Annotated in this window: 27 protein-coding genes and 2 pseudogenes; 12 read left to right on the forward strand and 17 right to left on the reverse strand. The window is 67.7% G+C overall.

Annotated elements, in window-relative coordinates; translation table 11 throughout:
* Nucleotides 1–6 precede the first annotated feature (6 nt).
* Genes trmB through thiS form a run of 3 tightly spaced genes read right to left on the reverse strand, consistent with a single transcriptional unit; the run spans nt 7 to nt 1,826 of the window.
* Entirely contained in the window at nt 7–747 is a 741-nt protein-coding gene (trmB, locus tag I4484_RS20940) for a tRNA (guanosine(46)-N7)-methyltransferase TrmB (RefSeq protein WP_234283685.1), read from the reverse strand.
* Nucleotides 748–771: 24 nt separating this feature from the next.
* On the reverse strand, nt 772–1,566 hold the full coding sequence (locus I4484_RS20000) for a thiazole synthase (protein ID WP_197448901.1): 795 nt from the start codon (nt 1,564–1,566) through the stop codon (nt 772–774).
* A gap of 59 nt (nt 1,567–1,625) precedes the next feature.
* The gene (gene thiS / locus I4484_RS20005) at nt 1,626–1,826 is read right to left on the reverse strand and encodes a sulfur carrier protein ThiS (protein WP_197448902.1); all 201 of its coding nucleotides are present in this window, start codon (nt 1,824–1,826) and stop codon (nt 1,626–1,628) included.
* Between the two features lie 104 nt (nt 1,827–1,930).
* Here thiS and I4484_RS20010 point away from each other — a divergent pair, with 104 nt between their 5' ends.
* Nucleotides 1,931–2,335 carry a DUF423 domain-containing protein gene (locus tag I4484_RS20010; protein WP_197448903.1) on the forward strand — a complete coding sequence of 135 codons (405 nt, stop codon included), beginning with the start codon at nt 1,931–1,933 and terminating at the stop codon, nt 2,333–2,335.
* On the opposite strand, the gene I4484_RS20015 is transcribed toward I4484_RS20010, so the two are convergent.
* Nucleotides 2,311–2,724, reverse strand: a complete 414-nt coding sequence (locus I4484_RS20015) for a PaaI family thioesterase (RefSeq protein WP_111414879.1) — start codon at nt 2,722–2,724, stop codon at nt 2,311–2,313. The genes I4484_RS20010 and I4484_RS20015 overlap by 25 nt on opposite strands.
* Before the next feature lie 295 nt (nt 2,725–3,019).
* On the opposite strand from I4484_RS20015, the pseudogene I4484_RS20020 reads away from it, so the two are divergent.
* A pseudogene (locus I4484_RS20020) lies at nt 3,020–3,259 on the forward strand (response regulator); the annotation flags it as partial.
* A 103-nt stretch (nt 3,260–3,362) separates the two neighbouring features.
* Nucleotides 3,363–4,301, forward strand: a complete 939-nt coding sequence (locus tag I4484_RS20025) for a substrate-binding domain-containing protein (RefSeq protein ID WP_197448904.1) — start codon at nt 3,363–3,365, stop codon at nt 4,299–4,301.
* Nucleotides 4,302–4,391: 90 nt separating this feature from the next.
* On the opposite strand, the gene I4484_RS20030 is transcribed toward I4484_RS20025, so the two are convergent.
* Entirely contained in the window at nt 4,392–6,566 is a 2,175-nt protein-coding gene (locus I4484_RS20030; protein ID WP_197448905.1) for a malate synthase G, read from the reverse strand.
* A 304-nt stretch (nt 6,567–6,870) separates the two neighbouring features.
* On the opposite strand from I4484_RS20030, the gene I4484_RS20035 reads away from it, so the two are divergent.
* Nucleotides 6,871–7,854, forward strand: coding sequence for an alpha/beta hydrolase (locus I4484_RS20035; protein WP_197448906.1), 984 nt, complete (start codon nt 6,871–6,873; stop codon nt 7,852–7,854).
* On the forward strand, nt 7,848–8,327 hold the full coding sequence (locus tag I4484_RS20040) for a hypothetical protein (RefSeq protein WP_197448907.1): 480 nt from the start codon (nt 7,848–7,850) through the stop codon (nt 8,325–8,327). Before I4484_RS20035 ends, I4484_RS20040 begins: the two co-directional genes overlap by 7 nt.
* A 6-nt stretch (nt 8,328–8,333) precedes the next feature.
* On the opposite strand, the gene I4484_RS20045 is transcribed toward I4484_RS20040, so the two are convergent.
* Complete coding sequence (locus tag I4484_RS20045; protein ID WP_197448908.1) at nt 8,334–9,839, reverse strand: YifB family Mg chelatase-like AAA ATPase; 1,506 nt, start codon at nt 9,837–9,839, stop codon at nt 8,334–8,336.
* Between the two features lie 75 nt (nt 9,840–9,914).
* Nucleotides 9,915–10,271: an accessory factor UbiK family protein gene (locus I4484_RS20050; protein ID WP_197448909.1), complete on the reverse strand. Its 357-nt coding sequence runs from the start codon at nt 10,269–10,271 to the stop codon at nt 9,915–9,917.
* 287 nt (nt 10,272–10,558) lie between these two features.
* Here I4484_RS20050 and I4484_RS20055 point away from each other — a divergent pair, with 287 nt between their 5' ends.
* The 4 genes and pseudogenes from I4484_RS20055 to I4484_RS21010 all read left to right on the forward strand — a co-directional run.
* Complete coding sequence (locus I4484_RS20055) at nt 10,559–10,897, forward strand: P-II family nitrogen regulator (protein WP_197448910.1); 339 nt, start codon at nt 10,559–10,561, stop codon at nt 10,895–10,897.
* A 45-nt stretch (nt 10,898–10,942) separates the two neighbouring features.
* The gene (locus I4484_RS20060; protein WP_197448911.1) at nt 10,943–12,268 is read left to right on the forward strand and encodes an ammonium transporter; all 1,326 of its coding nucleotides are present in this window, start codon (nt 10,943–10,945) and stop codon (nt 12,266–12,268) included.
* 138 nt (nt 12,269–12,406) lie between these two features.
* Nucleotides 12,407–12,745, forward strand: coding sequence for a P-II family nitrogen regulator (gene glnK / locus I4484_RS20065; protein WP_086509163.1), 339 nt, complete (start codon nt 12,407–12,409; stop codon nt 12,743–12,745).
* A gap of 26 nt (nt 12,746–12,771) precedes the next feature.
* Nucleotides 12,772–12,873: pseudogene (locus I4484_RS21010) on the forward strand (P-II family nitrogen regulator); the annotation flags it as partial.
* A gap of 147 nt (nt 12,874–13,020) precedes the next feature.
* On the opposite strand, the gene I4484_RS20070 reads toward I4484_RS21010, so the two are convergent.
* Nucleotides 13,021–13,797, reverse strand: a complete 777-nt coding sequence (locus tag I4484_RS20070; protein WP_197448912.1) for a ferredoxin--NADP reductase — start codon at nt 13,795–13,797, stop codon at nt 13,021–13,023.
* Nucleotides 13,798–13,943: 146 nt separating this feature from the next.
* On the opposite strand from I4484_RS20070, the gene I4484_RS20075 reads away from it, so the two are divergent.
* Nucleotides 13,944–14,870, forward strand: coding sequence for a LysR family transcriptional regulator (locus I4484_RS20075; protein ID WP_197448913.1), 927 nt, complete (start codon nt 13,944–13,946; stop codon nt 14,868–14,870).
* Nucleotides 14,871–14,891: 21 nt separating this feature from the next.
* Here I4484_RS20075 and I4484_RS20080 read toward each other — a convergent pair whose 3' ends face one another.
* The 6 genes from I4484_RS20080 to phnD form a co-directional block, all read right to left on the reverse strand.
* Nucleotides 14,892–16,955: a methyl-accepting chemotaxis protein gene (locus I4484_RS20080; protein WP_197448914.1), complete on the reverse strand. Its 2,064-nt coding sequence runs from the start codon at nt 16,953–16,955 to the stop codon at nt 14,892–14,894.
* Between the two features lie 101 nt (nt 16,956–17,056).
* The gene (locus tag I4484_RS20085; protein WP_197448915.1) at nt 17,057–17,485 is read right to left on the reverse strand and encodes a host attachment protein; all 429 of its coding nucleotides are present in this window, start codon (nt 17,483–17,485) and stop codon (nt 17,057–17,059) included.
* A gap of 96 nt (nt 17,486–17,581) precedes the next feature.
* Nucleotides 17,582–18,391 (reverse strand): phosphonate ABC transporter, permease protein PhnE, encoded by an 810-nt coding sequence (gene phnE, locus I4484_RS20090; RefSeq protein WP_197448916.1) that lies wholly within the window; start codon nt 18,389–18,391, stop codon nt 17,582–17,584.
* Entirely contained in the window at nt 18,385–19,194 is an 810-nt protein-coding gene (gene phnE / locus I4484_RS20095; RefSeq protein ID WP_197448917.1) for a phosphonate ABC transporter, permease protein PhnE, read from the reverse strand. The genes phnE (I4484_RS20090) and phnE (I4484_RS20095) overlap by 7 nt, the downstream gene beginning before the upstream one ends.
* Nucleotides 19,181–19,987, reverse strand: coding sequence for a phosphonate ABC transporter ATP-binding protein (gene phnC, locus I4484_RS20100; RefSeq protein WP_197448918.1), 807 nt, complete (start codon nt 19,985–19,987; stop codon nt 19,181–19,183). The genes phnE (I4484_RS20095) and phnC overlap by 14 nt, the downstream gene beginning before the upstream one ends.
* Nucleotides 19,988–20,067: 80 nt before the next feature.
* Nucleotides 20,068–21,075, reverse strand: coding sequence for a phosphate/phosphite/phosphonate ABC transporter substrate-binding protein (phnD, locus tag I4484_RS20105; protein ID WP_197448919.1), 1,008 nt, complete (start codon nt 21,073–21,075; stop codon nt 20,068–20,070).
* A 157-nt stretch (nt 21,076–21,232) separates the two neighbouring features.
* On the opposite strand from phnD, the gene I4484_RS20110 reads away from it, so the two are divergent.
* Nucleotides 21,233–21,823, forward strand: coding sequence for a histidine phosphatase family protein (locus I4484_RS20110; RefSeq protein ID WP_197448920.1), 591 nt, complete (start codon nt 21,233–21,235; stop codon nt 21,821–21,823).
* A gap of 112 nt (nt 21,824–21,935) precedes the next feature.
* Nucleotides 21,936–22,364 (forward strand): hypothetical protein, encoded by a 429-nt coding sequence (locus tag I4484_RS20115; RefSeq protein ID WP_197448921.1) that lies wholly within the window; start codon nt 21,936–21,938, stop codon nt 22,362–22,364.
* Between the two features lie 63 nt (nt 22,365–22,427).
* On the opposite strand, the gene I4484_RS20120 is transcribed toward I4484_RS20115, so the two are convergent.
* Genes I4484_RS20120 through I4484_RS20130 form a run of 3 tightly spaced genes read right to left on the reverse strand, consistent with a single transcriptional unit; the run spans nt 22,428 to nt 25,508 of the window.
* Complete coding sequence (locus I4484_RS20120) at nt 22,428–23,156, reverse strand: amino acid ABC transporter ATP-binding protein (RefSeq protein WP_197451133.1); 729 nt, start codon at nt 23,154–23,156, stop codon at nt 22,428–22,430.
* 51 nt (nt 23,157–23,207) lie between these two features.
* Entirely contained in the window at nt 23,208–24,308 is a 1,101-nt protein-coding gene (locus I4484_RS20125) for an amino acid ABC transporter permease (RefSeq protein WP_197448922.1), read from the reverse strand.
* A gap of 9 nt (nt 24,309–24,317) precedes the next feature.
* Nucleotides 24,318–25,508: an amino acid ABC transporter permease gene (locus I4484_RS20130; protein WP_197448923.1), complete on the reverse strand. Its 1,191-nt coding sequence runs from the start codon at nt 25,506–25,508 to the stop codon at nt 24,318–24,320.
* Between the last annotated feature and the right edge of the window lie 84 nt (nt 25,509–25,592).

Consider the following 25,592-nt stretch of genomic DNA (forward strand, 5'->3'; position numbering starts at 1 on the left):
GCCTGGCTATTCGCTACGTTCGAAGATCAGGTCCCACACCCCGTGACCGAGACGCTCGCCGCGTGCCTCGAACTTGGTCAGCGGGCGAAACGCCGGACGCGGCACATAAGGTGCCGTCTCGGGCGTCGCAGAGTTGACGTAGCCCGGCGCGGCCGCCATCACCTCGGCCATCCACTCGGCGTAGGCCTGCCAGTCGGTGGCCATGTGCAGCTTGCCGCCCAGCTTCAAGCGGGTACGAATCAGCTCGACGAAAGCGGGCTGCACGATGCGCCGCTTGTGGTGCTTCTTCTTTGGCCAGGGGTCGGGGAAGAACAGCTGCAGGGTGTCGAGGCTGGCTTCCGGCAGGCACTGTTCGAGCACGGCCAGGGCGTCCTCGCGATAGACGCGAAGGTTGGTCAGGCCGCGCTTGTCGGCCTCGTCGAGCAGCTTGCCCACCCCCGGGGCGTGCACCTCGATGCCGATGAAGTCGGTGTCGGGGTGGGTCTCGGCCTGCTCAACCAGCGAGGCGCCCATGCCGAAGCCGACCTCCACCACCCGCGGTGCCCGGCGCCCGAACAGGGCGTCGAGGTCCTGCCGACCGTCGGCCAGGGTCAGGCCCAGCCGCGGCCAGACCTCTTCCAGGCCGCGGGTCTGGGCCTGGGTCATGCGCCCGGCACGCAGCACGTAGCTCTTGATGCCGCGACGATGCAGCGGGGCGTCCGGCCCTTCCGGGCCGGTGGTGGCGGTATCGCGTTGCGGGTCACTCATGGATTCGTTGCGGCTCCGGTGGGTTCAGCCGTTGATGCGGCCGGCAAAGGGCGAGGAAGGCTCGGCGGTCTGGCGACGCGGCATGCGTCCGGCGAGGAAGGCCTCGCGCCCGGCCTCGACGGCCTTCTTCATGGCGCTGGCCATCAGCACGGGCTGGCGGGCGTGGGCGATGGCCGAGTTCATCAGCACGCCGTCGCAGCCCAGCTCCATGGCCATGGCGGCGTCGGAGGCGGTGCCGATCCCGGCATCCACCAGCACTGGCACCTGCGCCTGGTCGATGATCAGGCGGATGTTGTGCGGGTTCTGGATGCCGTGACCGGAGCCGATCAGCGAGCCCAGCGGCATGATCGCGCAGCAGCCCAGGCGCTCGAGCTCCTTGGCCACGATGGGGTCGTCGCTGGTGTAGACCATCACGTCGAAGCCGTCCTTGAGCAGCTCCTCCGCCGCCTTGAGGGTTTCGACCACGTTGGGATAGAGGGTCGAGTCGTCGCCCAGCACCTCGAGCTTGACCAGCTTGTGGCCGTCGAGCAGCTCGCGCGCCAGCTTGCAGGTGCGCACGGCGTCCTTGGCGGTATAGCAGCCGGCGGTATTGGGCAACAGGGTGAAGCGCTCCGGCGGTACCACGTCGAGCAGGTTGGGACCGGCTTCCTGGCCGAGATTGGTGCGGCGCACGGCGAAGGTGACGACCTCGGCGCCTGAGGCGGCGATGGCCTCGGCGGTCTCGTCGAAGTCCTGGTACTTGCCGGTGCCGACCAGCAGGCGCGAGGCGAAGGCGTGGCCGGCAATCCGCAGCGGCTGGTCCTGGAAGAAGTCTGTCATCGTTTGGGCCTGTGTCTGTAGCGAAGTCTGGATCGGCAAGCGGGCGGACGACGTGGGCGTCAGCCACCGCCGATGGCGTGGACGATCTCGATGCGGTCGCCGTCGGTCAGGGAGGTGGTGTCGTGCTCGCTCTTGGGCACGATCTCCTCGTTGCGCTCGACGGCGATACGCCGCCCGCTCAGACCAAGGCTGTCGATCAACTGCGCCAGCGTGAGACCGGGGGCTAGGTCTCGGGCCTCACCGTTGAGCTGAATCTGCATGGCGTGCTCTCCACGTTGACGAGTGTCGCGGGCCGATATTGTAGCCCCTTAGCGCTCCCCGCGGTACGGTAGGCGGCAATGCCTTGTCCGCAGGAGGAGACACGATGCATGACCGCGGTTGGTGGTGCCTGGCGGCGCTCTCGGGTGGCATGACGGTGATGGCCGGCGCCTTCGCCGCCCACGCCCTGCAGGGCCAGCTGCCCGAACGGTTGGCGGCGGCCTTCGAGACCGGGGTGCGCTACCAGATGTGGCACACCCTGGCGCTACTCGGCGTGCTGGGCTGGCGCGCCGCGCGTCCCACCCGCGGCCAGTACCTCGTGCTGGGTCTTTGGACAGCGGGGATCCTGCTGTTCTCCGGCTCCCTCTACGCGCTGGCACTCAGCGGCCTCGGCGGCCTGGGCATGGTGACGCCGTTCGGCGGCGTGCTGCTGATCGCCGGCTGGCTGGCGCTGGCCGTCTGTGCGCTGCGCGGCCTGCCCGAGGCTCAGTCCGAATCCGGGATGGCGTAGGTCGCGGTGACGTGGGCCACGGGGCGCTCGTCGCCGGCGGAGAACAGCTGCACCTCACCCACCGCCAGGCGGCGCCCCAGCTTGATCACGCGGGCGTTGGCGATCAGGTCGCGGTCGCCGCGGGCGCGGCGCAGGAAATGGCAGTTGAGGTCGGTGGTCACGGCCATCGGCTCGGGGCCGATCTGGGCCAGGATCGCCACGTAGAGGCAGACGTCGGCGAGCCCCATCATGGTCGGCCCGGACACGCTGGAGCCCGGCCGCAGGTGCTCGTCCTCGATGGCCAGGCTCATGGTCGCCCGCATGTGATCGACCGCCTCGATGGTGCCGGCGCGCTGGGGAAACACCTCGTCGAGAAAGTCCTCGATGGCGGCGGCGGTCATCACGGGCATGAGACTCTCCTGGCAGTAGGCGATGGAAGCGAGGCTCAAGATAACGCAAGCCAACCCTTCCGCACAGTCGTCCTCCACGGGAAACCGTACGCCCCCGCACGACGACAGCATGAACCGAATCGTTCAATGGTCGAGCATACCGCTAACGGTGAAATCTTCCATTAACATGCCGGGGCAAGGATACCCTCGACAGGTTGGGGGCGCGTGCGCCCTGGCGGGAGAGACAATGACAATACCCAGCCCCGTGACGAACCAGGCCCGCTACCACATTGCCGTGGTGGACGACGAAGTCGACATGCTGGATGTGCTGCAGGATGTCCTTCAGGAGGAGGGCTACCGGGTCAGCGCCCTGCGCAGCGGCCAGGCCCTGCATGAACTGCTCGCCCGCGACCCGGCCGACCTGGTCGTGCTCGACCTGAAATTGGCCGGCGAGAACGGCCTGCAGGTGGCTCGCGAGGTTCGCGCGACCAGCCCGGTGCCGATCATGATGCTGACCGGCAAGGGGGATGAAACCGATCGCATCCTGGGCCTGGAGGTCGCGGCCGACGACTTCCTGATGAAGCCGTTCAACCTGCGCGAACTGATGGCGCGGGTGGGTGATCCCCCAATACGCTTCACCCCAATCGAAGGGAGCCCGTGTGCGCAAGCTGTTCATCCTTCTGGTGGCGCTGTATGCCGCTCCTCTTCACGCCGAGCCGCTCAGGATCGGGGTCAGCGTGGCGGATCTGGGCAATCCCTTCTTCGCCACCCTGGCAGAGGCCATCGGCGACTCGGCGCGGGCGCTGCACCCCGGCGACGTGGCGCTGGAGGTCAGGTCGAGCGCCTACGACCTCGAACGCCAGGTCCACCAGCTCGACGCCTTCACGCAAGCGGGCATGGACATCATCGTGCTGGCCGCCGCCAACAGCGAGGCCATCGGGCCGGCCGTGCGCCGGGCCCAGCAGGCCGGCATCGTGGTGGCGGCGGTCGACATCGATGCACAGGGGGCGGATGTCACCGTCACCACCGACAACGTTCAGGCCGGGGAGGTGGCCTGCGCTTACATGGCCGAGCGTCTGGGGCACGCCGGGCGAGTGGCGATCATCAACGGCGCGCCGGTGTCGTCGGTGACGGATCGCGTGAGCGGTTGTCGCGCGGTGCTGAACCGGCACCCCGGGATCGAACTGCTCAGCGACGACCACAACGGCGGTGGCACCTACAGCGGCGGCCTCGAGGCCATGACCTACCTGATCAGCGTCTACCCCGAGCTGGATGCGGTGTTTGCCATCAACGACCCATCGGCCATCGGGGCGGCCAGCGCCGCTCGCCTGGCCGGGCAGTCGGGCCTGTTCATCGTGGGGGTGGATGGTTCACCCGAAGGCATCGCAGCGCTGCAGGAGTCCCCGGCGCTGCTGGTCGCCACCGCCGCGCAATCCCCGCGCCGCATGGCGGAAACGGCCATTCGCGAAAGCCTGGGTCAGCTGGCCGCGAGCGGGCGCCAGGAGCGCCAGGCGATCCGGCTCGCCACACAGCTGATCACGCGGGAGAATGCCGGGCATTTCGACCCTTGGGGAGACGGCGCCGCCGCAGCCAAGTAGCGATGCGCGGGACGCCGCCTTGCCGCAATGCACAGCGCCCCCGCCGGTCTCCCGACGGGGGCGCTGTTTCAGGGCCGGCGTCGGCCGCGATCACTTGGCCTTGTGCACGGCGCGCCAGTGGTGCAGCAGCGGCTCGGTGTAGCCGGAAGGCTGCACGCGACCCTTGAAGATCAGGTCGCTGGCGGCCTGGAAGGCGCTGGAGCCGGCGTAGTCGGCCGACATCGGCGTATAGGCCGGGTCGCCGGCGTTCTGCTCGTCGACCACCTTGGCCATGCGCTCCAGGGTCTTCTGCACGCGCTCGGCGTCGACCACGCCGTGGTGCAGCCAGTTGGCGATGTGCTGGCTGGAGATCCGCAGCGTGGCACGGTCCTCCATCAGCCCCACGTCGTGGATGTCGGGCACCTTGGAGCAGCCCACGCCGTGCTCGACCCAGCGCACCACGTAGCCGAGGATGCCCTGACAGTTGTTGTCGAGCTCCTGCTGCCGCTCGGCGTCGGACCACTCGGCCTTCTCGGCCACCGGCACGGTGAGCAGGTCGTCCAGGAAGTCCGGCTCGCCCTGGGCCTCCAGCTCGCGCTGGATGGCGGCAACATCGATCTGGTGGTAGTGCAGCGCGTGCAGGGTCGCGGCGGTGGGCGACGGCACCCAGGCGGTGTTGGCCCCGGCCTTGGGATGGCCGACCTTCTGCTCGAGCATGGCGGCCATCAGGTCGGGCATGGCCCACATGCCCTTGCCGATCTGGGCGCGGCCGCGCAGGCCGCAGGCCAGGCCGACCTGGACGTTGTTGCGCTCGTAGGCGCCGATCCAGGCGGCATTCTTCATGTCGCCCTTGCGGATCATCGGGCCCGCCTCCATGGCGGTGTGCATCTCGTCGCCGGTGCGGTCGAGGAAGCCGGTGTTGATGAACACCACTCGCGAAGCGGCCTCGGCGATACACGCCTTGAGGTTGACCGAGGTGCGGCGCTCCTCGTCCATGATGCCCATCTTGAGGGTGTCGCGGGCCAGGCCCAGCAGGTCCTCGATGCGGCCGAACAGCTCATTGGCGAAGGCGACCTCCTTGGGACCGTGCATCTTCGGCTTGACGATGTAGACCGAGCCCTGGCGCGAGTTGCGCGCCTCACCTTCACCCTTCTTCAGGTCGTGCATGGCCAACAGGCTCGTCACGATGCCGTCGAGGATGCCTTCAGGCAGCTCGTTGCCGTCGGCGTCGAGCACCGCCGGGGTGGTCATCAGGTGGCCGACGTTGCGCACGAACATCAGCGAGCGGCCCGGCAGCGTCAGGCTGCCGCCGTCCGGCGTGGTGTAGTCGCGGTCGGCGTTGAGGCGGCGGGTGAAGGTCTTGCCGCCCTTCTCGATGGCTTCCGCCAGGTCACCCTTCATCAGCCCCAGCCAGTTGGCATAGACACCGACCTTGTCCTCGGCGTCGACCGCGGCCACCGAGTCCTCGCAGTCCATGATCGCGGTCAACGCGGCCTCGACCAGCAGATCCTTGACGCCGGCGGGATCGGTCTTGCCGATCGGGTGGCTGGGGTCGATCTGGATCTCCAGGTGCAGGTCGTGGTTGGCCAGCAGGATCGCCTCGGGGCTGGCGGCGTCGCCCTGATAGCCGATCAGCTTGCCCGGCTCCTTCAGGCCGGTCTCGCGGCCACCCTCGAGGGTTGCCACCAGATGCCCGTCGCGCAGCGCATACTTGACCGCGTCACGATGGCTGCCGGTGGCCAGCGGGGCGGCCAGGTCGAGCACGCCGCGAGCGTAGGCGATGACCTTCTCGCCGCGCTTGGGGTTGTAGCTCGCGCCCTTCTCGGCGCCGTCCTCCTCGGAGATGGCATCGGTGCCGTAGAGCGCGTCGTAGAGGCTGCCCCAGCGGGCATTGGCGGCATTGAGCGCATAGCGGGCGTTGCTCACCGGGACCACCAGCTGCGGGCCGGCCTGGAGGGCAACCTCGCGATCGACGTTGGCGGTGGAGACCGTGACCTGGGAGGGCGCCTCCGCCAAGTAGCCGACCTCCTCGAGGAAGGCGCGATAGACGCTCATGTCGCGCACGGGACCGGGGTTCTCGCGGTGCCAGGTATCCAGCTGCTCCTGCAGGCGCTCACGCTCGGCGAGCAATTCCCGGTTTTTCGGTGTCAGATCATGAAAGATGGCATCGACCCCGGCCCAGAAGCTCTCGGCATCGAGACCGGTGCCGGGGAGAGCCCGGTCGTTGATGAAACGGTCCAGTTCAGCGGCCACCTGGAGACGATGGCGTGTGACGCGTTCGGACATGGAAAAGTCTCCTCCTGCGTGGCGGCCGATGTCATGCGCTCGGCCAGCCGCAATTCGTGGGGTGATACCACTGCGAAGGCGCCAATTCTGTGGAAAACTGTTCCACATGTAAACCCGAAGGAGGGGCTACCCTACTAGACATAGGGTTAAGAACCGGCATTTTGACCAAATGGTCAGAAAAATGTGGCTTATCACAGTGATAGCTCACCCACAGCATGGTCGGTAGGTAAACTTACTGCACGCTTTATGCCGCGGTAGACGAAAGGATTCGAGGGGACAATGTCTTGATTCGCTGGAGAACGCCATGACCGACTTCACCCCGCTGCAGGCGCTGGGGCCGATTGCCCCCTTCCGGGCCGATGGAGAACCTTCGCTGGCCGGCTACCTGGCCCACTATGGCCTGGCGCCGCTGCTCACCGAGCGGGTCGGGCTCTACGTCGGCTACGTGGATGCCCAGCGCTACCAGCTCTGGACCCAGGTGTGGAGCCCGACAGCGCCGATCGGCACGGTCTTCGTCGTGCACGGTTACTACGACCACCTCGGCCTCTATCGCCACCTGCTGGAACGGCTGCTGGAACGCCACTGGCGGGTGGTGCTGTGGGATCTGCCGGGGCATGGCCTGTCCAGCGGCAAACGCGCCTGCATCGACGATTTCGCCCACTATGGCGAATGCCTCCATGCGCTGCAGGAGCAGCTGGATGCCGGGGGCCTGGCCCCCCGCCCGTGGCTCGGCATCGGTCAGAGCACCGGCGCCGCCATTCTCGCCACCGACGCCTTGAGCCGACCTGGCGAAGGGCACTGGTCGGGCCTGGCCCTGCTCGCCCCCCTGGTGCGCCCCTTCGGCTGGCCCCAGGCGGGCTGGCTGCACACCCTGGTGGGCCCCTTCGTGCAGAGCGTGCCGCGGCGCTTCGCGGCCAACTCCACCGACGCCGAGTTCGCAGCCTTCCTGCGTGAGCACGACCCGCTGCAGCCGGAGCACCTCTCGCTGAACTGGGTCAGCGCCATGCGCCGCTGGATGCCCCAACTGCTCGCCCTGCCCCCCAGCGAGGTGCCCACCCTGATCCTGCAGGGGGAGCAGGACGTCACGGTGGACTGGGAGTGGAACCTGGCGGTGCTCGAGCGCAAGTTCCCCCATGCCCGTATCCACCGCCACCCGGAAGCACGTCATCACCTGGTCAACGAGGCCGAGCCCATTCGGGCCAGCCTGTTCGCCATCCTCGATGCCTTCGTCGCCGAGCTGGAACAAGGCCTGACGCCGACCGCCCAGGAGCGCCTCTCCCGATGCTGAGACCGATCGCCCTGCTCCTGCTGCTCGCCCTGTTCACCGGATGCGCCGCCCCGCCCCCCGAGCCCGACCCCATTCGCCGTGCCCTGCAGAACCTGAGCGACCGCGCCGTCGCTCGGGTGATGGACGTGGACGCCCTGCAGCCCACCCAGGAGCAGGTGTTGCTACTGGTGACACCCGAGGTGGATGCCAGTCTCGAGATCGGCAGCGAGCGCTTCCTGGAGAGCCTCACCCGCGCCCTGCTGGCGGCGAGCGACGGCCCCCAGGTGCTCGACTGGCGGCCCGCCATGAGCGGCGAGGGCGGCGACCACCAGTGGCGCATGGAGAGCCGCCTGGAAGCCACCGCCCCCCGCCTGACCCTCTCCGACCGCGACCTGTTGCCCTACCGCCTCATCCTGTCGCTCTATCGCCCCGACGCGGAGAGTGCACTGTGGGAGACCGAGATCGAGGGTGCCTTCGACGCCACGGCGTTGTAGCAGCCCCTATGCCTGGCGGAGCTGGCGGTCTAGCTGCCGGTAGCCGATCGCCTCCATCAGCTCGCCGCGCTCCGGATGCGGCTTGGCGGCCAGATCGGCCAGCGTCAGCGCCACGCGCAGCACCCGGTGGTAGGCGCGCGCCGACAAACGCAGGCGTTCGAGCACCCCCGCCAGCCAGGCACGGTCGGCCGTCGACAGGGCGCAGGCCGCTTCCAGTTCGCGCCCGCCCAGGTGGGCGTTGAGCGCGCCGCGGGCGTACTGCCGCTCGCGGGCGGCCACGACCCGGGCGCGCACCTCCGCCGAGCTCTCGCCTACCTCGCGTGAGGTGAGCTGCTCCGGCGGCAGCGCCGGCACTTCGATCTGCAGGTCGATGCGGTCGAGCAGCGGCCCGGAGAGCCGCGACTGGTAGCGCTGGATCTGCGCCGCGGTGCACTGGCAGGCCTGGCGCGGGTCGCCCAGGTGACCGCAGGGGCACGGGTTCATCGCGGCCACCAGCTGGAAACGGGCAGGGAAGCGGCGCTCGTGGTTGGCGCGAGCGATATGGATGCGGCCCGACTCCATCGGCTCGCGCATCACCTCGAGCACGTGACGGCTGAACTCGGGCAGCTCGTCGAGAAACAGCACGCCGTGGTGGGCCAGCGAGATCTCGCCCGGCCGCGGCCAGGAGCCGCCGCCGACCAGCGCCACGGCGCTGGCGGTGTGGTGCGGCGCGCGGAAGGGGCGGCGCCCCCACTGCTCGGCCAGGGGCAGGCCGCACACCGAGCGGATGGCGGCGACTTCCAGCGCCTCCTCCTCGGTGAGTTCGGGCAGGATACCGGGCAGGCGGCTCGCCAGCATGGTCTTGCCGGTGCCGGGTGGCCCCGCGAAGAGCAGGTTGTGCGAGCCGGCCGCGGCGATTTCCAGCGCGCGGCGGGCCTGGTGCTGGCCGCGCACCTCGGCCAGATCGCCCTCGCGGGTGTCGGCGAGGGGTGGCGCTTCGAGACGGTGCGCGGCGATGGGCTCCTGCCCCAGCAGGTGGGCCATCACCTCGAGCAGGTGCTCGGCCGGCAGCACCTGAAGGTCGCCGGCCAGCGCCGCCTCGTCGGCATTCTCCCGGGGCACGATCAGCTTGCGCCCGGCCTTGCGCGCGGCGAGCGCCAGGGGCAGCACGCCGTTGATGGGGCGCAGACGGCCGTCCAGCGCCAGCTCGCCGACGCTCTCGATGCCTTCGAGTGCCTCGCCGGGCAGCTGGCCGGAGGCCACCAGGATGCCCAGTGCAATGGGCAGATCGAAGCGCCCGCCGACCTTGGGCAGGTCGGCGGGCGCCAGGTTGAGCACGATCCTGCGCGTATTGGGGAAATCGAAGCCGGCGTTGGTAAGGGCGCTACGCACCCGCTCGCGGCTCTCCTTGACGGCGGCCTCGGGCAGGCCGACCAGGGTCATCCCCGGCAGGCCGTTGGCCAGATGTACCTCGACCTGCACCTCGGGCGCTTCCAGCCCCAGGCCGGCCCGTGTGGCAACGATCGCCAGCATCGCGCAGTCCCTCGCAGTCCATGTGCGTAAGGGCTAGATACTAGCACTCTGCCGCAACGGGCTCTCCACGCTGGCTCAGCGCTCGGCCTGGTCGTCCTCCGCGTTGCTCGGTGCATCCTGCGGGGGAGAGGCATCTGCGGCGCCCTGCCCGGCCGGCGCGAGGGTCGCCTGGGTCACCGGCGTCTCGCGGGCCGCCAGCGCCTTCTCCAGTGCCGCTACCTGCTGCTCGAGGGCCTCGACGCGGATTCGCGTGCGCTGCATCACGTCCATGAGGATGTCGAAATCCTCCCGCGACACCAGCTCGAGGCGGTCGAAGGCACCGCGTACGACCTGCTGAATGCCCTTCTGGAACTCTTCCGGCGCCTGGGCCGCGCCCTGCAGGCGCTCGCCCAACTGCTGCGCTAGCCGGCTGATGGGGTCCTGACTCGCCATGGTGCGCTTCTCCTGTTGGCCTGAATGTTGCCCTACAGCATACGCAAGGCCCCGCCGTGGCGCATGCCCTTCTCCCGCCCCCTCATGGCGCAGCCGCACCACACGCCAGCACCACCTTGGTGCACATCCCCGGCACCCGCTGCGCCATTGCGGCGCAAGACACGCCGAAAACCGCCCGCAACGTTATGTTTCCGCGAAAATAAGAGAGGTTTGGCACGATCCGCGCATGGATGGCGTACAGCCGGCCGGCGACCCCGCCGTCCCTTTTACCAGCAGGGAGAGACGCGATGAAGCTCATCACCGCCATCATCAAGCCATTCAAGCTCGACGACGTCCGCGAGGCGCTGGCCGACAACGGCGTCCAGGGCATCACCGTGACCGAAGTGAAGGGCTTCGGGCGCCAGAAGGGCCACACCGAACTCTACCGCGGCGCCGAGTACGTGGTCGATTTCCTGCCCAAGGTGAAGGTCGAGGTCGCCGTGGACGACTCCCGCGTCGAGGGCGTGCTCGACGCCATCTGCGGCGCGGCCAACAGCGGCAAGATCGGCGACGGCAAGGTCTTCGTGACCCCGCTGGAGGATGTCATTCGCATCCGCACCGGCGAGCGTGGCGCCGAGGCCGTGTAACGGCTCCCCTCAAGAGAAGAGCAGACAAGAGCGATGGAGACCCCCATGAATGAACTTGCCGAGTTGAGCTACGCGCTCGACACCTTCTATTTCCTGATATGCGGCGTGCTGGTGATGTGGATGGCCGCCGGCTTCTCGATGCTCGAGGCGGGCCTGGTACGGGCCAAGAACACCGCCGAGATCCTGACCAAGAACATCGCCCTGTTCGCCATCGCCTGCACCATGTACCTGCTGGTGGGCTACGCCATCATGTACTCGAGCGACGCCGGCGGCATCCTGCCCAACCTGGGCGTGCTGATCGGCGCCGAGAACGGCGTGGACGCGGTCACCGCCGGCGGCGACGACGCCCCCTACTACTCCATGCGCGCCGACTTCTTCTTCCAGGTGGTGTTCGTCGCCACCGCCATGTCGATCGTCTCCGGCGCCGTGGCCGAGCGCATGAAGCTGTGGGCCTTCCTCGCCTTCGCGGTGGTCATGACCGGCGTCATCTATCCGGTCTCGGGCTACTGGACCTGGGGCGGTGGCTGGCTCTCCGAGCTGGGCTTCTCCGACTATGCCGGCTCCGGTATCGTGCACCTCGCCGGAGCGGCCGCGGCGCTGGCCGGCGTGCTGATCCTCGGCCCGCGCAAGGGCAAGTACGGCAAGGACGGCAGCATCCACGCCATCCCCGGCGCCAACCTGCCGCTGGCCACCGTCGGCACCTTCATCCTGTGGATGGGCTGGTTCGGCTTCAACGGCGGCTCCGAGCTCAAGCTCTCCGACGTCGCCTCGGCCAACAACGTGGCCCAGGTGCTGGTCAACACCAACGCCGCCGCCGCCGGCGGTGTGATCGCCGCGCTGGTCCTGGCCAAGCTGTGGTTCCGCAAGGCCGACCTGACCATGGCGCTGAACGGCGCCCTGGCCGGGCTGGTGGCGATCACCGCGGGTCCGCTGACCCCCTCGGCGCTGGGCGCCACGCTGATCGGCGCCGTGGGCGGGATGATCGTGGTGGCCGCCATCGTCACCCTCGACAAGCTCAGGATCGACGACCCGGTCGGCGCCATCTCGGTGCATGGCGTGGTGGGCATCTGGGGCCTGCTGGCGGTACCGCTGTCCGACGCCGACACCTCCTTCGGCGCCCAGATCGTCGGCGCGATCGCCATCTTCACCTGGGTCTTCGTCGCCAGCCTGGTGGTATGGCTGGCCATCAAGGCGCTCATGGGCGTTCGCGTCAGCGAAGAGGAGGAGTACGAGGGGGTCGACCTGGCCGAATGCGGCATGGAGGCCTATCCCGAGTTCAGCGTCGCCCGGGTCTACGGCGGCAGCAGCGGACGCCCGCAATCCGGCGGCTACGGCGTCGGCGCACCGCTCGGCCAGCCCCACGTCGAGTAGGCACGACAGGCTTGTCAAAGGGCTCCCCGCGGGGAGCCTTTTTTCTTCCTGCCGAGGGCGGTGTATGCTTGAGGCCAACCGCTCCCGTATCATCCGGGTCCGAGCTGCGGACCCTGCCCGACCATGAGGAAACAGACCATGAAACTGGTGACTGCCATCATCAAGCCGTTCAAGCTCGACGACGTTCGCGAGTCGCTTTCGGAGATCGGCGTCCAGGGCATCACCGTCACCGAAGTGAAGGGCTTCGGCCGCCAGAAGGGCCATACCGAGCTCTACCGCGGCGCCGAGTACGTGGTCGACTTCCTGCCCAAGGTGAAGGTCGAGATCGCCATCGACGACGACCTCGTCGAGCAGGTGATCGACGCCATCACCCAGGTCGCCAATACCGGCAAGATCGGCGACGGCAAGATCTTCATCACCCCGCTGGAGCAGGTGATCCGCATCCGCACCGGCGAAACCGGCAAGGATGCCGTATAGACCCAGGTCGCGCCTACACATTCAGCAAGATCGGCGACGGCAAGATCTTCATCACCCCACTGGAGCAGGTGATCGGGAAGCCGCACCTCCGCATCCGCACCGGCGAAACCGGCAAGGATGCAGTCTAAGCTCGAAGCTCGAAGCTCGAAGCTCGAAGCTCGAAGCTCGAAGCTCGAAGCTCGAAGCTCGAAGCTCGAAGCTCGAAGCCAGACAGCTTATACAAAAAACCCCGGGGGCCTGCCCGGGGTCTTTTCTTCAATCTTGCAACTCAAGGCTTACTTCTCGACGAAGGCGCGCTCGATGACGTAATCGCCGGGTTCGCCCATGCGCGGCGAGATGTTGAAGCCCAGGTCGTCGAGCAGCGCGCTGGTCTCGTCGAGCATCGCCGGGCTGCCGCAGATCATGGCGCGGTCCTGCTTGGGGTCCATCGGTGCTACGCCGGTGTCCTCGAACAGCTTGCCGCTGCGGATATGATCGGTGAGGCGGCCCATGGTGTGGAACTCTTCGCGGGTCACGGTGGGGTAGTAGACCAGCTTCTCCTTGATCTCGTCGCCCAGGTACTCGTGGGCCGGCAGCTCCTTCTGGATGAAGTCGGCATAGGCCAGCTCGCTGACGCTGCGCACACCGTGCACCAGGATCACCTTCTCGAAGCGCTCGTACACCTCGGGGTCCTGGATCAGGCTCATGAACGGGGCCAGGCCGGTACCGGTGGAGAGGAAATAGAGGTTGCGCCCCGGCAGCAGGTCGTCGGTGACCAGGGTGCCGGTGGGCTTGCGGCTGACCATGATCGAATCGCCCACCTTGAGGTGCTGCAGGCGCGAGGTCAGCGGGCCGTCGGGCACCTTGATGCTGAAGAACTCGAGATGGTCCTCGTAGTTGGGACTGGCGATGGAGTAGGCCCGCATCAGCGGCTTGCCGTTCACCTCCAGGCCGATCATCACGAACTGACCGTTCTTGAAGCGCAGGCTGCGCTCGCGGGTGGTGCGGAAGCTGAACAGGGTGTCGTTCCAGTGATGGACGCTAAGCACCTCTTCCAACGCAAACTTGCTCATGCCGGCTCCTTCCTATTCCAATATCGAATAAATCAAAGGGCAAAACGATTTGCTTGCATTATAAGAGCGCAAGGTTTATCTGTTAATTGGATTGTATGGATAACCTTTATCCAGACTACTGATATAGATCAACGACGAGCCGCTTCATGCATTTCACCCTGCGCCAGCTCGAGGTCTTCGTCGCCGTCGCCCAGCACGAGAGCGTCTCGCGTGCGGCGCGCGCCCTCTCCTTGTCGCAGTCGGCTACCAGTACCGCCCTGGCCGAGCTCGAGCGCCAGTTCGACTGCCAGCTGCTCGACCGCGTCGGCAAGCGACTACGGCTCAACGCGCTGGGCTTCCAGCTGCTGCCCAAGGCGGTGGCGCTGCTCGACCGCGCCGAGGAGATCGAGGAGATTCTGCACGGCCAGCAGGGCATCGGCTCCCTCGACGTGGGCGCCACCCTGACCATCGGCAACTACCTGGCCACCCTGCTGATCAGCGACTTCATGCAGCGCCACCCGGGCAGCCGGGTGCGCCTGGCGGTGCGCAACACCCGCGAGATCGTCGACCGCGTGCGTCAGCACGAGCTCGACCTGGGGCTCATCGAGGGGCACTGCGAGGAGGAGGACGTGATCACCCAGCCGTGGGTGGAGGACGAGCTGTCGGTGTTCTGCTCACCGCGTCATCCGCTGGCCGGGCAGGGGCCGGTGGAGCTGGATCGCCTGCTGCGCGAAGCGTGGATCATGCGCGAGCAGGGCTCGGGGACGCGCATGACCCTGGAGCAGGCCGCGCGCCACCGCCGCGGGCGCTTCAATACCCTGCTGGAGCTGGAGCACACCGAGGGGATCAAGCGGGCGGTGGAGTCGGGGCTCGGCATCGGCTGCGTCTCGAGGCTGGCGCTGCGCGACGCCTTCCGCCGCGGCAGCCTGGTGCCGATTCCCACCCCCGAGCTCGACCTGAGCCGCCAGTTCGCCTTCATCTGGCACCGCCACAAGTACCTGGCTACCGGCATGCGCGAGTTCCTGCGCCTGTGCCGGCAGATGACCGAAGGGGTCAGGCGCAGCGACGAGATCGACCTGCCGCCGGTGTCCTGACCCCTCCCGCCCCTCTGCCCGTCAGCGTTCGCGCAGGCGGAAGCCGCCGACGACCTGCGCCAGGCGGTCGGCCTGCTCGCTGAGACGCTCGGCGGCGGTGGTCGACTCTTCCACCAGCGCCGCGTTCTGCTGGATCGTGCGGTCGAGATCGGCCACCGCCACGCTGACCTGGCCGATGCCGTCACTCTGCTCGCCGGCGGCCATGCTGATCTCGCCGAGCATGTTGGCCACCCGGTTCACGCTGGCTACCAGCTCGCTCATACGCTCCCCGGCGCGGCTCACCAGCTCGGTGCCGTTGGCGACCCGCTGGGTCGAGGCGTCGATCAGCGCGCGAATGTCGCGCGAGGCCTCGGCGCTGCGGGTGGCGAGCTGGCGCACCTCGCCGGCGACCACGGCGAAGCCGCGACCGTGCTCGCCGGCCCGCGCCGCCTCGACCGAGGCGTTGAGCGCCAGCAGGTTGGTCTGGAAGGCGATGCCGTCGATGACCTTGACGATCTCGCCGATCTGCTCCGACGAGCGGCTGATCTCGTCCATGGTATCCACCACCTGGCCGACCGTTTCGCCCGAGCGCTGGGCCACCTCGGCGGCTGTTTTCGACAGGCCGTTGGCCTCCCGCGAGGAGGCCGAGGTGTGCTCGACGGTGGCCGAGATCTGCTCCATCGAGGCGGAGGTCTGCTGCAGGCTGGCGGCGGCCCGCTCGGTGCGCCGCGACAGGTCCTCGCCGCCGCTGGCGATCTCGCTGGCCGCCACGCGCACCGATTCGCTGCTGTCGCGCACGTCGAGCAGCACGTCGTGGATCTTGTCGACGAAGGCGTTGAACTGGGTGGCGAGCCTGGCGCTCTCGTCGCGCCCGCGCACCGGCAGCCGCTGGGTCAGGTCGCCGTTGCCGCTGGCGATCTCGCGCATGCGCTCGGCCAGCAGGCGCAGCGGCCGCGAGACCCGGGTGCCGACCCACCACAGCGCGGCAAGGCCCAGCGCCGCCAGCAGCAGGCCGACCAGCGCCATGCCCAGGGTGTCGGCACGGCGCTGCTCGCCCATGACCTCTTGCAGCGCGACCAGTTCGGCCATCACGGCTTCTTCGGGCAGGCGGATCAGCAGCGTCCAGGGCGCGTCGCTGGCGCCAATGGTGAACGGCTGGTAGCGCTCCAGCATGCCGTCCCGCGCCAGGCTGACACTGATGCCCTCCTCTCGCGCCCGGTCGATGGCGCCGAGCACCTCGGCGTCGAAGGTCTCGCTCGCCGCCGCGCCGAGCCGCCCGGCATCGCCGGTATGGGCCACCAGGCCGCCGCGCCCGGCGATCAGCGCCATCTCGCCGGCGCCGCCATAGAGCGTCTGGTTGGCCTCGAGCAGCAGTGCCTGGATGAAGTCGAGTGCCAGGTCGACCCCCGCCACGCCGCGGAATTCGCCGTCGACGAGGACCGGCACGTTGAACGAGGTGACCAGCAGCGTCTCATCGCCGTACTCGTAGGGTGCCGGATCGATGATGCAGGGCGCCAGGGTCTCGCGCGGGCAGAGATAGTATTCGCCTTCGCGTACACCGCTGGCGAGCAAGGTCGTGCTCTCCATGGTCTCGCCCAGCGGCAGCACCTCGACCGCTCCTTCGCCGCTGCGATACCACCAGGGCATGAAGCGCCCGCTGCCGTCGTAGCCGTCGCTCTCGCCGAGGTCGGCATGCAGCGCATCGCGGCCGAAGGCGTCGGGCTCCCAGCCGATGAAGGCATCGAGCAGCGAGGGGTTCTCGACCACGGTCTGGCGCACCAGGTTGGAGAGTTCGCGCCGGCTAAGCGAGAGGGCGCGCCGCCCGCTGGCGTCCTGCTGACCCATCAGGGCGTTGGTGTCGGCCAGTTGGGTGGCCAGCGTCAGGGCATGCTCGAGTTCGCGCTGGATGCGGCCGGCCTCGGCGTCGGCCAGCACCGCCAGGCGCTCGTCGATGGCGCCCTCGAGCAGCTCGCGGGTATGGGTCTCGGCGGTCTGCTGGGTGCGCGCCGAGGAGAACAGGCCATAGAGAACCAGGGCCACGACCACGGCCAGCAGGCAGGGGCCGGCCAGCAGGATCACGAACTGGCGGATCGATCTGAGATGCATGGGCGCTCTCGCTGAGGTGGACACGGTGGCAGCGAAGACAACTTCGCACCGGTGTCCGCTTTATCGGCAAGAGCGGCCCTAGCTTGAGACGAAAGTCGCGATCAACGCATATCGCTGACGGCCTCCTGGATGTCACCCAGCGGCGCCTTGGACAGGTCCTTGTCCAGGGTGTGGATGACCAGCTTGCTGGTCGGCCCGTCGAGCTTGTCGCGCAGCACGCCGAGAAAACGCGGCGGGGCGACCAGGATCAGCTTGTCCATGCTGTTGTCGACCCGGGCCTTGTAGATGCGCTCGGCGATCTGCTTGGCGAAGATCTCCGCCTCGTGGTCCAGGGCGACGCTGTCGCCGCGGCTGGCACGCCGCGTATGGGACGTCGACTCATCGACGCTACCGGTGGTGCCGGTGACCAGATCACCCTCATGCAGGCGACCCTCGGCGTGCACCAGGCTCTCCCTCTCCTCCAGCTTGAGCGCATCGCGGGTGAACAGGCGTGCCCGCGCCGCATCGGCCACCACGATATACGTTGTCATAGCCTCTCCTTGAGTCGGGTTGAAGGAAAAAGTCCGCCATCCGGTTGCGGACGTCCTTGCTTCAACATGGCAATCAGACTCTCCAGGGTCAACCGGCTAGAGCACCTTGCCGCGCAGCAGGCTGGTGATTGCCTCGCCGATCAGCACCAGCACGACGATGGCGATCAGGATGGTAGCCACGGTGGGCCAGGCGAAGGTATCGATGGCGCCCTGCAGGATCACCCCGATGCCCCCGGCGCCGACCAGGCCCAGCACCGTCGACTCGCGGATGTTGATGTCCCAGCGCAGGATGACGATGGCGAAGAAGGCCGGCATCACCTGCGGCACGATGGCGTAGGCGATCACCTTGGCCTTGGAGGCGCCGGTGGCCTCCATCGCCTCGACCGGCCGTCGATCGATCTCCTCGATCGCCTCGCCCATCAGCTTGCCGATGAAGCCCACCGAGCGGAACATGATGGCAAGTATCCCTGCCAGCACGCCCGGGCCGAAGATCGCCACGAACAGCAGCGCCCAGATGATGGTGTTCACCGAGCGACTGGCGACCAGGATGAAGCGGCCCAGCCACAGGCAGGCGCGGTTGGGCGTGGTGTTCTGCGCGGCGATGTAGGAGACCGGCAGCGCGATGAAGATGGTCAGGGCGGTGGCCAGCGTGGCGATATGCACCGTCTCGAGCAGCGCATTGACGATCGCGGCGAGCCGCGAGGGGTCGGGCGGCCACATGCGCGCGCCGAGCCGGGAGATCTGGTTCGGGGCGTCCCACACCCAGGGCCAGAAGATGTCGATGTCGCGCACCGCCCAGTAGATCACCAGCACGGTGGCCAACAGCACGGCGTAGCGAATCAGACGCTGCTTGCGGTCGTAGCGTCGCCACACGCGGTCGGCGAGGGCATCGGCATGGTCTACCATATCTGCTTCCTCACCCAGCCGCTGATGCCCTCGCTGACCAGGATCACGGCGATGATCGTGAGCAGGATGGCGAAAGCGAAGTCATAGTCGTAGCGGCCGAAGGCGTTCATCAGGGTCCCCCCGATGCCCCCGGCACCGACGATGCCGACCACCGCCGAGGCGCGCAGATTGCTGTCGAGCTGGTACATCGAGAGTCCCACCTGGCGCGGCAGGATCTGCGGGAAGACGGCATAGACCAGGGTCGCGAGGTAGCCCGCCCCGGCGGCCTTCATCGCCTCGACCTGGCCCCAGTCGATCTCCTCGATCTCCTCGGCCAGCAGCTTGCCGACGAAGCCGATCGAATAGATCGTCAGGGTGAGGATGCCGGCCAGCGGACCGAAGCCCACCGCGGCGACGAACAGGATGGCGACGATCACCGGATGGAAGCTGCGCGACACGATGATCACCGCACGGCCGAACAGGTAGATCGGCCTGGGCGCGACGTTCTTCGCCGCCATCACGGCGAACGGGATCGACAGCGCCACGCCGAGCAGGGTGGCCAGAATGGCGATCTGGAAGCTCTCCTTGAAGCCGCTGATCAGCAGGCCGCTGCGCTCGAAGCTGGGCGGAAAGCCACCGCCGAAGATACGTGCCGCCCGCGGCAGCCCCTCGCCGATGCGCTCCCAGTTGAACGGCAGCGACCCCAGGGCCCACACCAGGTAGACGGTCGCCGCCAGCCACAGCCCGTAGCGCAGAGCGGGATTGGCGATGAAGGGCGGCTTGCGCCAGGTGCGCGGCAGGCCTGTGCCGTCAGGTCGAGTCATGCGCCACCCCCTGGGTCGAGCGGCCGGGTTCCGCAGTGAGTTCGTCACCGGCCGCCTCGATGCCGCCATAGATGGCGTCCAGCGCCGCCTTGTCGAAATCGGTCGGCACGCCGTCGAAGATCATGCGCCCATGGCGCAGGCCGACGATGCGCTCGGTGTAGGCCTTGGCCTGGGCGACGTTGTGGATGTTGATCAGTACCGGCAGCGAGAGCTCACTGGCCAGGCTCTGCAGCAGTTTCATGATCTGCTCGGAAGTGCGCGGATCGAGCGAGGCCGTCGGCTCGTCGGCGAGCAGGATCTCCGGCTCCTGCATCAGCGCCCGCACCACGCCGACCCGCTGGCGTTCACCGCCGGAGAGCTCGTCGGCACGCTTGTTGGCGTAGTGGGCGATGCCCACCCGCTCCATCAGCTGGAAGGCGCGCTCGATGTCGCTCTGCGGATAGCGCCGGGTGATCGCCTGGAACAGATTGACGTAGCCGAGCCGGCCGGCCAGCACGTTCTCCATCACCGTCAGCCGGTCGATCAGGTTGAAGCCCTGGAAGACCATGCCGATCTTGCGCCGGGCCCGGCGCAGTTCGCGCCCCTTGAGCGTCACCAGCTCGGTGCCGTTGAGCCTGATCGAGCCCGAGCTGGGTTCCACCAGGCGATTGATGCAGCGCAGCAGAGTACTCTTGCCGGCCCCGGAGGCACCGACGATGGAGACCACGCTGCTGCCCTCCACCGTCAGGTCGAGCCCCTCCAGCACCGGCTTGTCACGGCCGTAGCGCTTGACCAGTTGCGAAATCTCCAGCATTCATCGACCTCACTCACAGGGAAAGGAGCGCCCCCGACCGTGCCGGGGGCGCCGGGCGCTGCTGGCGTGGCGCGCCGGACTCACTCCTGTTCCAGGTCCTCGCGGGTGTAGCGCACGCCGTTGGCTTCCTGGATGGTGCGGATGACCTTCCAGTGCTCCTGGTAGTTGATGGGGATGAACTTCTCGACGCCCTCGAATTCATCGCCCAGCGCCGTGCCGGCGAAATCGAAGGAGAAGAAGGCCTCCTCGATCTTGTCGACCAGATCGGGATGCAGGTTGTGGGCATAGGTGTAGGAGGTGGTCGGGAAGCGGTCCGACTCGAAGATCATGCGCACCTCGTCCTCGTCGTAGAGGCCGCGCGCTGCCATGCGCTCGACCACTTCGGAGGCCACCGGGGCGGCGTCGTAGTCGCGGGCGACCACGCCCAGCATCGACTGGTCATGGCTGCCCGAGTAGACCACCTCGTAGTCCTCGTCGGGCACCACGCCGAGCTCGGGGAACAGCGCTCGCGGCGCCTGGTTGCCGGAGTTGGAGGTCGGCGAGGTATGCGCCACGCGCTTGCCCTTGAGATCCGCCATCTCCTCGATGTCCGAGTCGACATGGGTGTAGACCTGCAGGGTGTAGCCGAACTGGCCGTCGTCGGAGCCCATCAGGGCGAAGGGCACCGCCCCCGCCAGGTTGACGGCAAACGGCGTCGGCCCGGTGGAGAAGCCGGCGATGTGCAGCCGCCCGCTGCGCATCGCCTCGACCTGGGCCGAGTTGGATTGCACGGCGAAGAAGCGCACGTCGCGCCCGGTGACTTCCTGCAAGTGGTCGATGAAGGGCTGCCAGATGTCGGCGTAGATCGCCGGATCCTCCACCGGGGTGTAGGCAAATATCAGCGTATCGGGATCGACCCACTCGGATTCGTCGGCGGGTCGGTCGGCGACCAGGTCACCGTCCTCGTCGCAGTAGAGCGCATCCAGGGCGCCGCGCTGGCAATCGGACTGAGCCTGGGCCTGGGCGGACACCAGCAGGGCCAGCGGCAGCAGCGAGGAGAGGACCAGCATGGCGAAGGGGGAACGACCGAGCTTGTGGGAAGTTGTCATTGGCGTGTCTCTCTGTATCACTGTCATTATGTTGTTTTCAGCGACGGCGGGGGCGAGGACGCCCAGAGGATCCGCTCATCTGCTCGAAAGCGAACACGAAACCATCCGAATGATCGCAAACGAAACTAACCACCAATCTAGGTAGTATGACAAGACGATGTCAATTCGATTTCACTCGGCGCCGGGCCGGCGCCACAACCGCTACCTGCTGATGCGTCACGGCCACAGCCAGGCCAATGCCCGGCGCCTGATCATCAGCACCCCGGCCCGCGGCCTGGCGGATTATGGCCTTTCCGAGCAGGGCGAGGCACAGCTGGAAGCGCTGCTCGCCGACTGGCACTGGCCGGCACCCACCCGCATCCTGCATTCGGACTTCCTGCGCACTACCGAAACCGCCCGGCGAGTGGCCGCTCACTTCGGCCTCGAGCCGCAGCCCGAGCCGCGCCTGCGCGAGCGCGACTTCGGCGACCTCGAGGGGCTGGCCGACAGCCACTACCGGCGAGTCTGGGAGCATGACGCTCGCGATCCCGAACATCGCGAGTACGGCGTCGAGAGCACAGCCAGCGTCGCCGCTCGCATGCAGGGCGTGATCGCTTCGCTGGAGCAGGCGCTGCGGGGCGAAACCGTGCTGCTGGTGAGTCACGGCGACCCGCTGCAGATCATGCTGACCGCGCTGGAAGGCCGCCTGCTGACGGCGCATCGCGCCCGCGAGGCGCTGCTTCCGGCCAGCATCACTATGCTCGACTGAGCGAGGGAACGACGCGGCGGCTGACGCCCGGCGCCATCTGCGGTAGCATCGACGCGTCGGCAGGGAGGTCGGCCACTTCATCGTACTGCGATGCGCCAACGGGAGGACCCCGATGCGACAGTTCCTGTTTCCCCGCCGCCCGCTGTCCCGGGGGGTGCTGCTCTTCCTTCACCTGTTCCTGCAGCTGGGCCTGCTGTGCGCGGCCACGCTGTGGCTGCTGCCCCGTACGCCCTGGCAAGCCGCCATCGGCTGGGAGCAGGCATGGCCCGACCTGGCATTCGGCGCCGGGCTCTGGCTGGCGGCGGCGATCGTCCTGCGCCTGCTGATCGAGCTCTGCCTGCTGCCGCACCACCTGACCAGCCGCACCGGCTTCGCCCCGGGCGACGTGGTGACCCGCTCTTTCGAGCGCCGCCCGGCGGTGCACGACCGTCAGGCGGCCTGGACCAGTGAGGCACGCCCGGTGGAGACCGAGCCCAGCGTGCTGGGCAACGCGCGCGTGACGCGCCCCGCCGAGCCCCTCAAGCCCCAGGGCAGCGTGTGAGCCTGACCCAGCACCAGACGCCGCCGAGCCCGCGGGGCGCGGCGGGATCGACGGCTCCAGGCCTCAGTGGCCGAGGATCTGGCTGAGGAAGAGCTGGGTCCGCTCGGACTGCGGGTTGTTGAAGAACGGCTCGGGCGCGTTCTCCTCGATGATCTGGCCCTGGTCCATGAAGATCACCCGGTCGGCCACGGTCTTGGCGAAGCCCATCTCGTGGGTCACGCAGAGCATGGTCATGCCCTCGCGTGCCAGCTCCACCATGACGTCGAGCACCTCCTTGATCATCTCCGGGTCGAGCGCCGAGGTGGGCTCGTCGAACAGCATCACGTCGGGGTGCATGCACAGCGAGCGGGCGATCGCCACGCGCTGCTGCTGGCCGCCGGAGAGCTGGCCGGGATACTTGCGCGCCTGCTCGGCGATCTTGACCCGCTCCAGGTATTGCATGGCGAGGCGTTCGGCCTCGCGGCGCGGCTTCTTCTGGACCCACATCGGCGAGAGGCAGCAGTTCTCCAGTACCGTCAGGTGCGGGAAGAGGTTGAAGTGCTGGAACACCATGCCGACGCTGCGGCGGATCTGCTCGATGCGCTTGACGTCCTGGGTCAGCGGCACACCGCCAACCACGATCTCGCCGGCCTGGTGCTCCTCGAGATGGTTGATGCAGCGGATCAGCGTCGACTTGCCCGAGCCCGAGGGGCCGCAGATGACGATCCGCTCGCCACGCTTGACCTCGAGGTTGATGTCGCGCAGCACGTGGAAGTCACCGTACCACTTGTTGACGCCGCGCATCTCGACCATCAGGGTCTCGGTGCCGGCCTGGGTTGCCTGTTCAGTCATTGTTCTCGTTCCTTACCGCTTGTGGCCGGTATGCAGTTTTCTTTCCAAGTATTGGCTGTAGCGCGACATGCTGAAGCAGAAGATCCAGAACATGAACGCGGCGAACACGTAGCCCTCGAGCGAGAAGCCCAGCCAGCGGGAATCCGACAGCGCCGCCTGCACGATGCCCAGCAGGTCGAACAGCCCGATGATCATGACCAGGGTGGTGTCCTTGAACAGCGAGATGAAGGTGTTGACGATACCGGGGATCATCATCTTCAGCGCCTGGGGCAGCACGATCAGGCCCATGCGCATCCAGTAGCTCATGCCCAGCGCCGCCGCCGCCTCCTCCTGGCCGCGGGGGATCGCCTGCAGCCCGCCGCGGATGACCTCGGCCATGTAGGCGCTCTGGAATAGCGTGATGCCGATGAAAGCCCGGATCAGGCGGTCGACGCTGACGCCGGTGGGCATGAACAGCGGCAGCATCACCGAGGCCATGAACAGCACCGTGATCAGCGGCACGCCGCGCCAGAACTCGATGAACACCACGCAGAAGCTCTTGACGATGGGCATCTGCGAGCGGCGCCCCAGCGCCAGCAGGATACCGATCGGCAGCGCCCCGACCATGCCCACCACGGCCAGCACCAGGGTCAACATCAGCCCGCCCCAGCGGTGGGTCTCCACCACCCGCAGGCCGAAGAAGCCGCCGTAGAGCATGAAGTAGGCGAACAGGGGGAACACCACCAGGGTCGCCAGCGCCACCCAGCGCTTGAACGGCAGCCGCGGGATCGCCAGCCAGGCGATCAGCGCGGCGAAGGTGAGGAAGGTCACGTCGACCCGCCAGAGCTCGCCGCGCGGATAGAGGCCGTAGATGAACTGGGTGAAGCGGGCGCTGACGAATACCCAGCAGGCCCCCTCGCGGGAGCAGTCGTCGCGGGTGGTGCCGATCCAGTCGGCGTTGATGAAGGCCCACTGGATGGTGGGCGTCAGCAGCAGGTAGAGCAGATAGAGACCCAGCAGGGTGAAAAAACTGTTCACCGGCCCGCTGAACAGGTTGGCGCGCAGCCAGGCCAGCGGCCCCACCGTGTTCCGGGGAGCCGGGCGCGCCGCTATCATCTCGTGTCGTATCGTCATGGCGCTCTCCTAGCGTTCCACCAGCGCCACGCGGGCGTTGAACCAATTCATGAACATCGACACCAGCAGGCTGATGGTGAGGTAGACCGCCATGGTCATGGCGATGACCTCGATCGCCTGTCCCGTCTGGTTGAGGGTGGTGCCGGCGAATACCGAGACCAGGTCCGGATAGCCGATGGCCGTGGCCAGCGAGGAGTTCTTGATCAGGTTGAGGTACTGGCTGGTCAGCGGCGGGATGATCACGCGCAGCGCCTGGGGCACCACCACCAGCCGCAGTACCAGGTTCTGCGGCAGGCTGAGCGCCTGGGCCGCCTCGGTCTGGCCGTGGGGTATCGCCTGGATGCCGGAGCGTACGATCTCGGCGATGAACGAGGCCGTGTAGATGGAGAGCGCCAGCCACAGCGCCAGGAACTCGGGTATCACGGTGAAACCACCGCGGAAATTGAAGCCGCGCAGCTCCGGCACGTCCCAGGTCACCGGCACGCCGGTCACCAACAGCACCAGCAGCGGTAGGCCGACGATCAGGCCCAGCGAGATCCAGCCCGCCGGCAGGCGCTTGCCGGTGGCCTCGTGGCGGCGCTTGTTCCAGATCATCAGGGCGATGCTGGCCACGATGGCCACGCCGAAGGCCAGCGGAATCAGGCCGAACCCCGACTCGAACAGCGGCTCGGGCAGAAACAGGCCGCGCACGTTGAGGAAGGCCACCTCGCCGAACGTCAAGCTGTCGCGCGGGCTGGGCATGGCGCGCAGCACGGCGAAGTACCAGAAGAAGATCTGCAGCAGCAGCGGGATGTTGCGGAAGATTTCGATATAGCCGCTGGCCAGCCGGGCGATCAGCCAGTTGGGCGACAGCCGGGCGATACCGACGATGAAACCGATGATGGTGGCCGCCAGGATCCCCAGCGCGGAAACCACCAGAGTATTGAGCAGGCCCACCACGAAGGTACGGCCGTAGGTACTCTGGGACGAATAGTCGATCAGGCTCTGGACGATGCCGAAGCCGGCGGTATTGGTCAGGAAGCCGAAGCCGGTGGTGATGCCGCGGGCCGCCAGGTTGGCCTGGGTATTGCCGATGATGTAGAGCAGGAAGACGACGACAGCGGCAACCAGCAGCAGCTGAAAGGCCAGCGCACGCTTGGCGCGATCACGCCAGAAGGGCGGTTTTGGGCCCAGCGAATGGGCCTTGGGTCGAACGGACATGAAGGAACTCTCCGCCTGGATCCGTCAAGCAGGTATCAGCCAGCCGGCCCGGAGAGTGTCCGGGGCCGGGGCAGTACGAGGATC

Origin of the sequence: Halomonas sp. SS10-MC5, from assembly GCF_015992245.1 — a bacterium.
Classification (GTDB): Bacteria; Pseudomonadota; Gammaproteobacteria; order Pseudomonadales; family Halomonadaceae; genus Halomonas; species Halomonas sulfidoxydans.

Coding starts and splice junctions, on each gene's coding strand:
- trmB (WP_234283685.1), bottom strand. CDS start 747: ATGAGTGACCCGCAACGCGATACCGCCACCACCGGCCCGGAAGGGCCG.
- I4484_RS20000 (WP_197448901.1), bottom strand. CDS start 1,566: ATGACAGACTTCTTCCAGGACCAGCCGCTGCGGATTGCCGGCCACGCC.
- thiS (WP_197448902.1), bottom strand. CDS start 1,826: ATGCAGATTCAGCTCAACGGTGAGGCCCGAGACCTAGCCCCCGGTCTC.
- I4484_RS20010 (WP_197448903.1), top strand. CDS start 1,931: ATGCATGACCGCGGTTGGTGGTGCCTGGCGGCGCTCTCGGGTGGCATG.
- I4484_RS20015 (WP_111414879.1), bottom strand. CDS start 2,724: ATGCCCGTGATGACCGCCGCCGCCATCGAGGACTTTCTCGACGAGGTG.
- I4484_RS20030 (WP_197448905.1), bottom strand. CDS start 6,566: ATGTCCGAACGCGTCACACGCCATCGTCTCCAGGTGGCCGCTGAACTG.
- I4484_RS20035 (WP_197448906.1), top strand. CDS start 6,871: ATGACCGACTTCACCCCGCTGCAGGCGCTGGGGCCGATTGCCCCCTTC.
- I4484_RS20040 (WP_197448907.1), top strand. CDS start 7,848: ATGCTGAGACCGATCGCCCTGCTCCTGCTGCTCGCCCTGTTCACCGGA.
- I4484_RS20045 (WP_197448908.1), bottom strand. CDS start 9,839: ATGCTGGCGATCGTTGCCACACGGGCCGGCCTGGGGCTGGAAGCGCCC.
- I4484_RS20050 (WP_197448909.1), bottom strand. CDS start 10,271: ATGGCGAGTCAGGACCCCATCAGCCGGCTAGCGCAGCAGTTGGGCGAG.
- I4484_RS20055 (WP_197448910.1), top strand. CDS start 10,559: ATGAAGCTCATCACCGCCATCATCAAGCCATTCAAGCTCGACGACGTC.
- I4484_RS20060 (WP_197448911.1), top strand. CDS start 10,943: ATGAATGAACTTGCCGAGTTGAGCTACGCGCTCGACACCTTCTATTTC.
- glnK (WP_086509163.1), top strand. CDS start 12,407: ATGAAACTGGTGACTGCCATCATCAAGCCGTTCAAGCTCGACGACGTT.
- I4484_RS20070 (WP_197448912.1), bottom strand. CDS start 13,797: ATGAGCAAGTTTGCGTTGGAAGAGGTGCTTAGCGTCCATCACTGGAAC.
- I4484_RS20075 (WP_197448913.1), top strand. CDS start 13,944: ATGCATTTCACCCTGCGCCAGCTCGAGGTCTTCGTCGCCGTCGCCCAG.
- I4484_RS20080 (WP_197448914.1), bottom strand. CDS start 16,955: ATGCATCTCAGATCGATCCGCCAGTTCGTGATCCTGCTGGCCGGCCCC.
- I4484_RS20085 (WP_197448915.1), bottom strand. CDS start 17,485: ATGACAACGTATATCGTGGTGGCCGATGCGGCGCGGGCACGCCTGTTC.
- phnE (WP_197448916.1), bottom strand. CDS start 18,391: ATGGTAGACCATGCCGATGCCCTCGCCGACCGCGTGTGGCGACGCTAC.
- phnE (WP_197448917.1), bottom strand. CDS start 19,194: ATGACTCGACCTGACGGCACAGGCCTGCCGCGCACCTGGCGCAAGCCG.
- phnC (WP_197448918.1), bottom strand. CDS start 19,987: ATGCTGGAGATTTCGCAACTGGTCAAGCGCTACGGCCGTGACAAGCCG.
- phnD (WP_197448919.1), bottom strand. CDS start 21,075: ATGACAACTTCCCACAAGCTCGGTCGTTCCCCCTTCGCCATGCTGGTC.
- I4484_RS20110 (WP_197448920.1), top strand. CDS start 21,233: ATGTCAATTCGATTTCACTCGGCGCCGGGCCGGCGCCACAACCGCTAC.
- I4484_RS20115 (WP_197448921.1), top strand. CDS start 21,936: ATGCGACAGTTCCTGTTTCCCCGCCGCCCGCTGTCCCGGGGGGTGCTG.
- I4484_RS20120 (WP_197451133.1), bottom strand. CDS start 23,156: ATGGTCGAGATGCGCGGCGTCAACAAGTGGTACGGTGACTTCCACGTG.
- I4484_RS20125 (WP_197448922.1), bottom strand. CDS start 24,308: ATGACGATACGACACGAGATGATAGCGGCGCGCCCGGCTCCCCGGAAC.
- I4484_RS20130 (WP_197448923.1), bottom strand. CDS start 25,508: ATGTCCGTTCGACCCAAGGCCCATTCGCTGGGCCCAAAACCGCCCTTC.